We start from the raw sequence: 12250 nt of genomic DNA on the forward strand, positions 1-12250 counted from the left end.
CCGGAGCTGGATTCAAACGATTTGCCACCGCTTTGCACCTTGCGTCGCCTCGAACTGCGGGCGCACGATTATTTGTGGAGTGGCTGCGGCCACGGGTCGTCGGGATGACGACGGGACCTGCGACGGGTCGGCCACCGTCGATGACTCACTGCGGACCATCCGCGTGGAGGCCGTCATGTTCATCCAACTCATTCAAGGAAAAGTCGCCCACGCCGACGCACTCCAGAAGTGTCTCGACCGGTGGGAAGCGGACCTGATGCCGGGTGCGACCGGCTACCTCGGCACCACCTACGGCATCACCGACGACGGCACACTCGTCGCTCTCGCCCGCTTCGAATCCGCGGACGCGGCGCGACGCAACAGTGAGCGTCCCGAGCAGGTCGAGTGGTGGGCCGAGACGAAGAGATGCTTCGGCGGACTGGTCACCTTCATGGACTGCCCGGACGTCATGGAATGGCTGGGCGGCGGCTCCGACGACGCCGGCTTCGTCCAGATCGTGGAGGGAGAGCACTGCGACGTCAGCCGGCTGCGCGAACTACGTGAGAGGACCCAGACGATCGCCGCCGACCGCATCCACGAAGCCCGCCCGGAGATCATCGGTTCTGTCCTGTGCAGCGGCGTCGGTGACTCGTACATCGAGGCGGTGTACTTCACCTCAGAGTCCGAGGCACGCGAGCACGAGCGCATCGAGATCCCCGACGACCTGCGGTCGCTGTTCGAGGAGGAAACGAAGCTGATGGGCGACGTGGAGTACTACGACTTGCACCATCCGCACCTGGTGTCCGCGTAGGCCACAGCACTCCCCCCGTTGTCGGCAGATTGTGTGAATCCAGCTCCGATTGTCGGAGCTGGATTCATGCGATTCGAGGTCAACTCGGGCCGCCCGCCGTCGGCTACAACTGTGGTGCGCACTTATCGGGATCGGTTGTTGGTCTTTCTGCACGAAGTATGATATAAGGCATGGTGTCGGTCGCAGCAATCCTGATGGACGCGGGTGTTCGCGTGATCGGCGGCTCCCCCAAGCGCATCGAGTACCTCCATGACGGACACTCCGTCACTGCGCATATCGCCAGATACGACGCCCTGCCGCGGGCGATTCGTCGCGACGCCGGCCCCGACGAGCGGTTGCTGGTCGTCTGCGCGTCGGCGTCCGACCGGGCCCGGACCGCCGCGCTCGCTCGACCGCACACCGACCTCGTCATCGCCGAGCCCCGCGAAGTCGTGCTCAGCGGCCACACGTATCAACGTGCCGAACGCCCAAGTGCCATTCGCCCTTCGACGGCATACGGCCGCGCGGCGGTCGAACGTGTCGTGGCTTTGTCCACACAACCCATGCGACAGGCAGACATCGCTGCCGCGGCCGGGGTCACTCAGCAGGCAGTGTCAAAGATCCTCGCGCGCAACGGATTGACGGGTGACCATTTGACGGCGCCGGAGCGTGAGCGCGTTCTGGATGGCTGGATGGAGCAGTACCGGCCGACGGTGGAGCAGACGTATTGGTACGGGCTCGAGAGTCCGGCCGACCAGGTGCGAGCCGTTGTCGATTACGCGCGCGAGCTGACCGCGCACACGCAGATCGGCGGCGAGGTCGCCGCGGACCTGACCCGGCCGTGGCGCGTGCCCACCCGCGGCCTGGTCTACGCCGACGAACTGATCGATCTGATGCCGATCGGTCTGGTCGCGGCCGGAGCCGACGATGCGACGCTGGTGCTGCAGGTCAGCGAGGACCGGACGGTCGCGCGCACTGCCCGCTGGTGGACGAATCACGCTGGACCGTTTGGAGAGCTTGGCGACGTTGTGGATCCGGTTATTGCTCTGTGGGACTTATCCACAGGTCGCGACCCGGGCGACGGCGCAGTCGACGAATTGTTTGCTTGGATTGTCACTCATGGGGGTGGCGACCCTTCGTGACGCTCGCAAGCTCGCTCCTCAGGGATCGAGGGGACGCTCGCTCGGGTGAGCGACCGGATGGAGTCCCGCTCCCTGAGGTGCGAGGAGCGCCAGCGACGAGCCACGAAGGGGCCCTTCGCGGCTCGCAAGCTCGCTCCTCAGGGATCGGGGGCTTCGTGCTCAGGGATCGGGCCCTTCGTGACGCTCGCACGCTCGCTCCTCAGGGACCGGGGGACGCTCGGATCACCCAGCCCGATAATCAAACCCCGCAGAATCCAACTGCTTGACCAACGCCGGTTCGAGCACCTCCGCCGCCGTCGCGGTGAGGTGCGATTCGTCGCGGTAGAAGAGGATCTTGTTCCGCGCCGGGAAGCATGTGTTGCCTTCGCACAGAAGGTCATTCACCGACAGCGTGATGATGCGATCCTTGCCGCGACCCTTCGGCATCTCGAGGATCGGTTCGAAACGCGGGTAATCGTCGAAGGCGAAATCGCATTTGTTCCAGTCGTCCATCGCGCCCGACATGCAGTCGGCGATCTGGAAACCCGGGTACGGGGTGTCGGCGATGTAGACGAGCTGTGCACCCGTGAGGCGCAACGTCGTCAGCGTGTCGTTCCACGCCTGCTCGGCGGTCTCCCGTTTCGGCACATACGTCGAGAGCGACGACACGAAGATGATCTTCGGCTTCAGCGCAACGATCTGCTCGAGCGCATCCCGACGCCAGTCGAGGCAGTCCTGCTTCACAAAGGGATCGGGGAGCCCCCGCTGCTGGGGCAGATTCTGCGCTGGGCAGGCGGCCTTGGTGAACTGGTGGATCCGCCAGCCGTGCTGGGAGCCGATTTCGCGGATCGACTCAACCCACTGTTCGGCGTGACTGTCACCGAACAGGACCACCGGCGCACCGTCGTCGGGCCCGAACACGCACGACTGCGACGGCGCCCGATCCCCCACCGGCACCAGGCACGCATTCGGCTCGGGCCGGTCGTCATAGGCCTGGAACGGGTTGGGCACCACTGGCCCCGACATCTCGGTGTTCTCCACCCCGAACACCGACTGATAGCTCAGCGACGCGTTCGCCACGGTGTCCTGACTGGCCACCTTCACCGTGGCGACACCGACGCTCATCGTCGCCACGAGCCCGACGACGATGCCGGTCACCCCCACCGAGGTCGACGCCGAGGCGTTGCGCCGCAGTTCGGTGTTGCCGATGATCGGTTCCTCGAACAGCATCGTCGACGCGGTGGCAATACCCAGCGCCACCACCGACACCGCGAGCAGCGTCGGCCACGACGTGATGCCGGTCGCCTCCTCGAACAGCACGATCGCCGGCCAATGCCACAGGTACCACGCGTAGGAGACCCGTCCCAGAAACCGCAACGGCGGGGTGTCGAGTACACGGCCGACGAACGGGAGACCGGTCCCGGCCATCTGCCCGGAGGCGATGATCAGCGCCGCCGCTCCGGTGGGCAGCAGCGCGGCGGTGCCCGGATACGGCGTCTGCGCGTTGATCGCTATCGCCGCGTACAGCAATCCGGCGAGCCCGAGCCAGCCGATGACGAGCGCGATCGGCGTGTTCAGCTTCGCCGTCCGGCCACGTCCGATCAACGCGGGCGCGACCACGGCCAGCAGGCCGCCGACCCCGAATTGCCATGCGCGGCTGTAGGTCGCCATGTAGGCGGCGGCCGGATCGCGCGGCGTCAGCCAGATCGCCGCGAACAGCGACGCCGCGGACACCAGCCCGACGACGATGCCGACCGACATCCGCATCGGAAGCCACCGCCGCAACGGCGTCTTCGCGACGAGTGCGGCCGCGGCGAAGATGGTCAGCGGCCAGACGAAGTAGAGCTGTTCCTCGATCGACAACGACCAGAAGTGCGCGGCGAGACTGCCGTCCATCGCGCCGGCCAGATAGTCGGCGTTCTGGGCGATGAAATGCCAGTTCGCGAGCTGGGCGGCCGCGGCCAGCAGATCGATCGCCTGCTTGAACACCTTCAGCAGCGGCATGGTCAGCGCGGCACCGATGATCGACACCACGATCACGAGCGCCGCGGCCGGGATGATCCGCCTCGCCCGCCGCGCGTAGAACCCGCGGAAGGAGATGGTCTGGTTCTTCTCGTACTCCCGGATCAGGCCCCGCGTGATGAGGAAGCCGGAGATCACGAAGAACACGTCGACGCCGATGAAGCCGCCGGTGACGAACGGGACGTGCGCGTGAAACAGCACCACCAGCAGCACGGCGACGCCGCGCAGCCCGGCGATGTCGTCGAAGAACCGCGGCGCGGTGGTCTGGCGTCGGCCGTCGGTGTCGTCGCGGCGCGGTGGGGCGTCGGTCACCGTCCCGCGGTGTCCCAGGGAAGCATGATGTCGAACCACCCCATCGCCAGCGCCCCGATGAACAGGATCGCCGACGTGTAGCCGATGACCTCCCACAGGGTGATCCGGTTCCAGTTCGGCCCGATCGGACGCTGGTCGGTGAGGTGGATCGGCTCGTGGTCGTCGGGCAGGGCGTGACGGCGGAGTCGCCGGACGGGCGCGTCGGGCTCCGGCGATCCGGCAGCCTTCGTCGGCAACAGCACCTTGGCGAACTCGTACACGAGCGGTGCGACGAGATAGGTGTAGGCGAGCACGAACCCACACATCATCCAGAACTGCCATAGCCCGTACTCGGCAACATCGAGGATGATCAGCACCCAGAACGCCGCGAGCGATCCGCCGAGCACCAGAAGTCCGAGCCAGCTGATCGACCGCGCCAGCGAATTCGACTTGCCGACGGCACCGGTCGGCACCCAGCCGATCTCCCGGCCGATCAGCTTGTGCCCGATCGCGACCGTGTGCGCGAAGCTGTACGCGATCTGGATGCGCAACACCTCGAAGCGCCATCGGGTGCGTGAGACCAGCGGGAACAGCACCACATAGACCCAGAGCCCGAGCAGGAACGGGACGAGTTGTCTCGGCTGCACGTCGTCGGGGAAGAAGGCGGCCATGATGATGCCGGGCAGGAAGAGCAGGAACACATTCATCGCGGTGGTCAGGTAATAGAGGACGCCCGCCCAGTTCGCGATCATCTGAAGCAGCGACGCCCGACGCCGACGTTCGATCGCCGCATTCGTCAGCCGCGACAGCGACCCCTGACACCACCGGTACTGCTGGTTGAGGAAGCCGGCGAGGTCGGTCGGGCACAGTCCCCGCGACAACACGACGGGCACGTACCGGATCGCGTAGCCGGCCTGCTGCACGTGGCGGCCGGTGTGCAGGTCCTCGCTGTGCTCGATCTCCGCGAAGCCACCGACCTCCTCGAGGGCGCTGCGCCGGTAGACCGCCGAGGTGCCGACACAGTTCGCGGCGCCGATGCGGTCGCGGGACGGCTGCACCCAGCGATAGAAGTACTCCTGCGTGGCGCCGGCGGTGCGCTGGATCCAGTTCATCGCCTCGGTCGTCGCGAACGTCTGCGGGCTCTGCACGATCGCGACCTGCGGGTCGTCGAGGTAGGGCACCAGTTGCGCCAGGAAGTCGGGGCGTGGACAGAAGTCGGCGTCGAAGATGACGATCAGGTCGCCGTCGCTGACGGTGTAGGCATGCCGCAGGTTGCCCGCCTTGCGCAGGTGCCCCCGGTCGGGGCGCACGATGTATCCGAACCCGTAGTCGGCGGCGAGGGACGCGACGCTCTCGCGCGCGGCGTCGTCGAGGACGTGCACGGTGAGCGGTCCGGACCACCGCAGTTCGGCGATGTGGCGGTAGGTGGTGTTGAGGATCTCCAGGCTCTCGCCGCAGGTGGGCAGGAAGATGTCGACGCTGGGCGGCCCGTCGTCGGGGTCCCATTCGGCCACGGTCTCCTGATGCGAACGCCACGTGATCCGGCGTTTGTTGACCCCGGTAATCGTCGAAAATGTGGTTCCGATCACATTTACTGCGAGCACGAAAAGCGCCGGCCACAACAGCCGATGGTCGGTCGAGAATAGAAACAGCGACCACCCGGCAAGGACAAAAGCGGCAATCAGGAACAGCTGCACCCAGCGCATTTGCGGGCCGAGATATTCGTAGATCTGCTCGTCGGTGGGCGCCGAGACGGCCAGCGGGTTGGTTTCGGGCGCAGGCGGTTCGGCCTTTCGACGACGAACCTCCCCGACGGCCGGGGTCACGGCGTCGGGTTCAGCCTCCACCAAAGGCGTGGTTTCCACACCTTGATCCCCCGTGACCACACCCACCGGACAAGAATCCGGTACCGATAACGGCATTGCAAACCCAGAGACGGCCGATCGAAAGCCGAGCGGCTACCGTCATCGGGTGAGAATTCGGTTCGGCCTGATCGGCATTGCCTGCCTGGTGGTGGCGATTGTGGCCACCGGATGTGCGCAGCCGTCGTCGTCGGATTCCACCGATCGGACGACATCGTCGACGGCGACCGACGACGCCCACCAGGGCCGCGGACAGATCGTGCGAACCGAATCCGGCCTCGACGCCTGGGCCGCTGCCCTGCCACGGGGCACCCGGACCTCACGCATCACCTACCGCTCGACATCGGGCCTCGACGACACCGCCACCACCGTGACCGGGGCGGTGTTCGTCCCCTCCGGCGACCGACCATCCGGCGGCTGGCCGCTCATCGCCTACGCACACGGCACCACCGGCATCAGCCGCGACTGCGCCCCCTCCGACCAGCCCGACATGTTCGGCGACCTGCGGGCGGTCCGCGCCTTCCTCGACGCCGGCTACGCGGTGGTGACCACCGACTACCAGGGCCTCGGTGAACGGACCGACGAACCGGCGCCCCACCCCTATCTCGAACCGCGGACCGCCGCCTACAACGTGATCGACGCGGTCCGCGCGGCACGATCGATCGAACCCACGATCGGTGCCACCTGGCTCGCGGTCGGGGCGTCGCAGGGCGGCGCGGCGGCGTGGTCGACGGCCGAGTCGTACGCCTCCTACGGCGAGGGCAGCGGGGACCTTGTCGGCGTCGTCGCGTCGGCGCCGTTGCTCGACGCCCGCTACCTGGTGGACGGCGCACAGACCAAGTCGCTGACCGTCGCGCAGCGCTACCTCTATCCCCTGCTCGTCAATGGCGTCGCGCAAGTGAACCCACAGATCAATCCGGCCGACTACCTGCACGGAATCGACCCGCGCGATGCGGCGGCGCTGGCCTCCTGCGCATCGGGACGGACCGCGCTCGCCCGTCAGCCCGCACCCCCCGCAGCGTCAGCGTTGGTGGCGCCGTCGGCGGCCGCCGACGAACTGACCGCGGTGCTCGGCGAGTACGCATTGCCGCGGGTGAAGACCGAAGTGCCGATCCTCGCGATCTACGGCAGCGAGGATCAGGTCATCCCGGCCGACGTGATGGAAGTCACACTGCAGCGGGGCTGCGCGCTCGGGGATCGGCTGGTCCGGGTGCCACGCGAAGGCCAAGGTCATTCCCTGGATCCGGGCCCGACGATGCCGACATGGATGCGGGATCGGGTCGAGGGCCGTCCGGTCGAATCCGATTGTTGAGCCATTCGGAGGACACCGCGGTAACGCGGACCATGTGAATGCCCGCTATCGTGTCTCCCGTCAGATCCTGCATTGGAGATTTGTGGCGTCGACCGACGAGGCAAGGCAGGCGGGAAGAAGTCGGAGAGATGCAACCAATGTCGAAGGTGGTCAAGCGCGTCTACGGATCGGCGCCATTGTGGGCGTGGATCGTGATGGGCGTCTGTGTCGTCGTGCTCGTCGTCGGCCTGATCATCTCCGGTAACCGCACCGCCCCGACCTCGACCTCGTCGGTGGCCAACGGCATGGCGTCGACGGCGGCCGCACCCGCGACACCGGCCACGGTGGCCTTCATCGACGACGCGAAGGCCAATCCCAGCACACCCAAGACGTTGGTCCTGCTCGGCGACTCCACCGGCGCCGACCGTGACGGCTGGGCCCCGGCGCTCGGGCGCTCGATCAGCCGATCGCTCGACCGGCCCGTCGCCACCAAATACTGGAACACCCAGACCAGGGCCTACGGCGCGATGGTCGGCCTCGGCAACGGCACCAACGGGGCCGTCGGCTTCTGGAACGGCAGCGCCGCCGGCAAGGACGTGGACTACACGCTGCAGAATCTCGACAAGATCATCCAGCCCGATGTGACACCCGATTTGATCCTGCTGAACTTCGGCCACACCGAGGATCCGAGCAAGCCGCTCGCGCCGCAAGTGCAGCCGCTGATCAACGAGCTGCGCCAGAAGTACCCGAACGCCGACATCGCGGTGATCAAACAGAACCCGGCGAAGGGCGCAGATTCGTCCGACCAGCTCTCCGGATACGCCGCGGCCATGGATGCCGAAGGCATCCAGGTCATCGACGTCTACTCCGCCTTCCCCACCGACGAGGCCGCGCTGGCGTCGGTGATGAGCGACGACGTCAACCCCAATGCGGCCGGGCAGCGGCTGTGGACGCGGACGGTGCTCGCGGCGTTCGGATTGCCGGAGGCGCAGTAACCGCATCCGATGCGACAAAGCTGAGCGCTGAGACCGTTCGAGGAGCCTCACAGGTCGCGTGAAGACGCCTCACCTGTCCACCGTCGATCCACATGTGTATTCCTTGTGTCAGCGGTCACTCAGCGTTCCCTAAGCGCATGATTTCTATTGTCCGTGTACGTGAATACTGTTGATCTCGCGGCCACTGTGACATCCTCCGCGGCGATGCCGGGATTTCTCGACCCCGTCACTCTCCTCGGATACTTCGGGCCGTGGGCGTTGGCCGGCCTGCTGCTGGTCATAGCTGTGGAATCTGGCATCCTGTTCCCGCTCCTACCCGGCGATTCGTTGCTGTTCGTCGCCGGAATGGTGATCGCCGCAGGCGGCAAAGACGGGTTGCCGGCATTCGCGTCGCTGTGGCAGGTGCTGATCCTCGCACCGATCGCGGCGATCGTCGGCGCCGAGGTCGGCTACGTCGTGGGCCGCACCGTCGGTACCCGGTGGTTCGGTCCCGACAAGCGGATTCTCAAACAACGCTACGTCGACGAAGCACACGAGTTCTTCGATCGGCACGGTCCGATCACGATCTTCCTGGCGCGATTCGTCCCGATCGTGCGTACGATCACCCCGATCGTCGCCGGAGGCGCGGGCATGAGACACCGAGTGTTCTTGCCCTACAACGTGATAGGAGCTGTCACGTGGGCGTGTGGAGTGACCATGCTGGGATACTGGCTTGGTCAGTTCACGATCGTGCAGAAGCTGATCGAACCGATCTTCGTGGTGATTGTCGTCGTGTCGGTGATGCCGATGGCGGTAGCCGCATTAAACCGGCGCCGCAGATCATCTCGCCCGGGCCCGGTCACTGCCGTCGAAAGTTCCTTCAGCAGTTCGTGATCCACTGGTCGTTCAGATCATCGAGATCCCATCCGCTGCCAGATCTGCCACTGCGCTGCGCCGAACCCGGTCTCGTAGGGGCGCTGCAGGACGAGGTCGTAGCGGCCGGAGGCGCTGAGCTGCTCGGCTAGACGCACATCTAGGTCACCGGTCGGGCCGTAGCGCAGCACGACGGCGTCGAAGTAGCCGTCACGGATCGCCGCCTCGTACGCGGGCAGTCCGGAGAGGGTGGCGCCCTGCGGATCGGAGTACTCGAAGTACTGCGTACCGATCCACTGGTAGGGCTCAGTGACATCGCGCAGGTAGTAGCGGGGCACCTCATGTTCCTCGACAAGATAGCGTCCCGAGTCCGGCCGGACCATGGTGCGCAGCGTCGAGACGACCTCTGCGCTGTCCGGCCAGTCATGAAACTTGTGCACCGACTGAGTCATCCCGTTCCACACCAGCCCGATGCAGAGCGCGGCGACAATCCCGACCCACCACCACGAGCGGGTGCGCAGTAGACCCATCAGCACCACGCCGGCCAGCGGCGCCGCGAACCACAGCCCGAACCCCACATGCTTGTGCAGCGACACCGCCGTCTGCGCGACCATCTGGTTGACCGGTGCGGCCAATCCCGTCGCCAGCAGCACCGCGGCCAGCAAGATGCGCAGGAACCGCGGGGTCGTGTCGAGTGGGACCGGTGAGTTCGTCCGGCAGTACAGGACCGCCCCCGCACCGGCGATCAGCATGGCCAGGCCCACGAAGGCTGCGGCGTCCGACGCCACCTCCCATCGGGTGTCACCACCCGGACTCCGATGCAGGGTCGTGGAGAACATGCCGTCCCAGAGTTGCGGTGCGGCGGCCAGGAACGCCGCCGACAGCGCGGCGACGAGGCCCGTGACCGTCGCCGCGTGGATCAGCGCCGGGCGACGGCCGCGGTCACGGGCCACCGCGATCGCGGTGACCGCGATCGCCGCCGGGACGTAGAGCAACGCGGCGTACTTGGTGAAGATGGCGAGCACCAGGACGGGCGGCATGACCGCCAGCGTCGGGAGGGACGAGGTGGACCAGCGGACGCCGATCCACACGGCGAGTGCCACCAGCAGCAGAGCGGCCGCGTCGTAGGTCGCCAGGCGACCGATGACGAGCGTCGGTTCCGACACCGCGAAAACGAACGCCGCAGCTACCGCCACGGCGGGATCGAATAGCCGGCGGGCGACGAGGTAGAGCAGCGCGGTGGTCACCAGTGCGCAGATCAGGGACAACGCACGCGCGGCCTCGAGGCCTCCGACACCGTCGGCCACCGCCGCGGCCACCGGATACAGGAACGGCGCGCCGGAGAAGTAGCTCGGGTAGTCGTCGTAGGTCGGTGTCCCGTGCAGCCACAGCGCGAGTACCCGATGTCCGGCGAAGACGTACGTCGCCTCGTCCTGGAACGCGGAGTTCGACAGCCGCAAGGTCAGGGCGGCCTGGAGTACCAGGACACCCACCAGGGCTGCACCGGTCACTCGGCCGGTGTCCTCCGCTGCTCGCCGCATCGTCGGACATTGAATCACCTGCGTCGGTCAGGCGGCGCCGACGGTGGTGGAGAACGACGACATCGGCCCGGGCCGCGGCTGTGGACACGAGGCTTTGCCCAACGCAATCGTTGGGTAGAGTTGTGCTGTGGATTCCCAACGCGACCCCGCGGTTCGTGCGACCGCGAAGAAGACCGCAGCCGAGCCGCAAGCCTCGGCAAAGATGACCGCAGTGAAGAAGGTCGGCGCCGCCACCGCGCGGGTGGCGGCCGATGATCCGTGGGCAGCGTTCAGGGTCCAAGCTCTGACCAGCGTCTTCACGGGTCGCGAACTCGCGGATTTCGCCGGCGTCAGTCCGTCTCAACCTTCTCGATGGGCCTCGGGACACGAGCGGCCCGGCCCAAGCGCGGCGGCCGCACTGATCGACCTCGAGCACATCGTGGCGCGAACTCGACTGATCTGGGGCCCCGACGCGGCCCGGGTGTGGGTGACCAGCCCGAATGTCTATCTCGGTGGCGCACTACCGATCGATGTGCTGCGCATGGACGGACCCTCGCGCGTGCTGGAAGCATTGGATGGGGAAATGTGGGGCGGCGCGGCCTGAGCGATGCTGGTCTATCGGGTCTTTCCCTACCTGGATACCGCAGCCCCCGGCCAACCGGGACACCCGCTCTATGAGCATCGCCCTCAGCGCGGTGGCAGGATCGATCATCCCGACTACTACGTCTGGTATGTCGCCCGCCAACCCGAGGCCGCGTGTGGCGAGACGTTCGGCAACATGTCTCTGTGGACCGATGACATGTTCGAGTTCCCGAGCATGCCGGGCGCGCGCAGGGCGCTCGGAACCTACTCTCTCCCCGACGATCTGCGGATCTGCGATCTCGACGATCCTTCTCGACTCGCGGACCTCCGGTTGCGGCCGACGCAGGTCATCGCGCGGAATCTCGCGGCGACGTCGGCGTGGGGGCACCGGATCTGGTCGGAGCGAACACCGGCGATCGATGGCCGAAGATGGAACGCGGTGCAGTGGTGGTCGTTTCATCGGCCGACGTGGACCGTCGTGGCGAGCTGGGAGCGACCGAGGCTGGTGTCCGTTGACTCGCTGGATCTGACGCATCCAGCGATCGCTGATGCGGCGACCGCGCTCTACCGCGTTCTGTGATGGTGGTCCCCGGCTCAGCCGGCGGGCGACGAGGTAGAGCAGCACGGTGGTCGCGAGCGACGACATCAGCGTCTACGGTTTACCACCGGTGGGACCATGTATGGCATGGCCAAAACCACCTTGTACCTTCCGGATGACCTGAAGCGGGCTATCGAACTCGAAGCGCGCCGGCGATCGATTCCGGAGGCCGAGATCGTCCGGCAAGCATTGCGAAAAGCTCTGAGCGGTAACACACCTCGACCTCAAGGTGCGTTGTTTTCAGGCAATGAACCCATTGCTGAGCGTGTCGACGAACTGCTGGAGGGTTTCGGCGAGTGATCGTCGACACGAGCACTGCTGGCCTACTTCGACGCAGCTGAACCGCA

The 12250-nt window shown here is 66.5% G+C and carries 11 protein-coding genes; 8 read left to right on the forward strand and 3 right to left on the reverse strand.

The genetic code is table 11. From position 1 onward, the window contains the following. Positions 1-175 precede the first annotated feature (175 nt). Together GORHZ_RS14600 and GORHZ_RS31665 are read left to right on the forward strand one after the other, a co-directional pair. Complete coding sequence (locus tag GORHZ_RS14600) at positions 176-790, forward strand: hypothetical protein (RefSeq protein ID WP_040532071.1); 615 nt, start codon at positions 176-178, stop codon at positions 788-790. 170 nt (positions 791-960) lie between these two features. Then, complete coding sequence (locus GORHZ_RS31665) at positions 961-1911, forward strand: hypothetical protein (protein ID WP_006334256.1); 951 nt, start codon at positions 961-963, stop codon at positions 1909-1911. Positions 1912-2133: 222 nt separating this feature from the next. Here the strand turns inward: GORHZ_RS31665 and GORHZ_RS14610 are convergent, their stop codons facing one another. Further along, the gene (locus GORHZ_RS14610) at positions 2134-4224 is read right to left on the reverse strand and encodes an acyltransferase family protein (protein ID WP_006334257.1); all 2091 of its coding nucleotides are present in this window, start codon (positions 4222-4224) and stop codon (positions 2134-2136) included. After that, positions 4221-5909 (reverse strand): glycosyltransferase family 2 protein, encoded by a 1689-nt coding sequence (locus tag GORHZ_RS14615; RefSeq protein WP_245551431.1) that lies wholly within the window; start codon positions 5907-5909, stop codon positions 4221-4223. Before GORHZ_RS14615 ends, GORHZ_RS14610 begins: the two co-directional genes overlap by 4 nt. Before the next feature lie 265 nt (positions 5910-6174). Here GORHZ_RS14615 and GORHZ_RS14620 point away from each other — a divergent pair, with 265 nt between their 5' ends. The 3 genes from GORHZ_RS14620 to GORHZ_RS14630 all read left to right on the forward strand — a co-directional run bounded on the left by GORHZ_RS14620 (position 6175) and on the right by GORHZ_RS14630 (position 9224). Further along, a complete protein-coding gene (locus GORHZ_RS14620; RefSeq protein ID WP_006334259.1) occupies positions 6175-7377 on the forward strand; it encodes an alpha/beta hydrolase in 1203 nt (400 codons plus the stop codon). Positions 7378-7514: 137 nt separating this feature from the next. Further along, entirely contained in the window at positions 7515-8351 is an 837-nt protein-coding gene (locus tag GORHZ_RS14625) for an SGNH/GDSL hydrolase family protein (protein ID WP_040532077.1), read from the forward strand. A gap of 204 nt (positions 8352-8555) precedes the next feature. Next, positions 8556-9224 (forward strand): DedA family protein, encoded by a 669-nt coding sequence (locus GORHZ_RS14630; protein WP_006334263.1) that lies wholly within the window; start codon positions 8556-8558, stop codon positions 9222-9224. 17 nt (positions 9225-9241) lie between these two features. On the opposite strand, the gene GORHZ_RS14635 is transcribed toward GORHZ_RS14630, so the two are convergent. Next, positions 9242-10714, reverse strand: coding sequence for a glycosyltransferase family 39 protein (locus GORHZ_RS14635; RefSeq protein ID WP_006334264.1), 1473 nt, complete (start codon positions 10712-10714; stop codon positions 9242-9244). A 157-nt stretch (positions 10715-10871) separates the two neighbouring features. Between GORHZ_RS14635 and GORHZ_RS14640 the strand changes: the two genes are divergently transcribed. From GORHZ_RS14640 to GORHZ_RS30065, 3 genes are all read left to right on the forward strand, one after another. Continuing rightward, entirely contained in the window at positions 10872-11327 is a 456-nt protein-coding gene (locus GORHZ_RS14640) for an antitoxin Xre/MbcA/ParS toxin-binding domain-containing protein (RefSeq protein WP_245551430.1), read from the forward strand. Positions 11328-11330: 3 nt separating this feature from the next. Then, entirely contained in the window at positions 11331-11885 is a 555-nt protein-coding gene (locus tag GORHZ_RS14645; RefSeq protein WP_006334266.1) for an RES family NAD+ phosphorylase, read from the forward strand. 105 nt (positions 11886-11990) lie between these two features. Then, complete coding sequence (locus tag GORHZ_RS30065) at positions 11991-12203, forward strand: ribbon-helix-helix domain-containing protein (protein ID WP_157205191.1); 213 nt, start codon at positions 11991-11993, stop codon at positions 12201-12203. The last annotated feature ends 47 nt before the right edge of the window (positions 12204-12250 follow it).

The organism is Gordonia rhizosphera NBRC 16068, from assembly GCF_000298195.1.
Lineage (GTDB): Bacteria > Actinomycetota > Actinomycetes > Mycobacteriales > Mycobacteriaceae > Gordonia > Gordonia rhizosphera.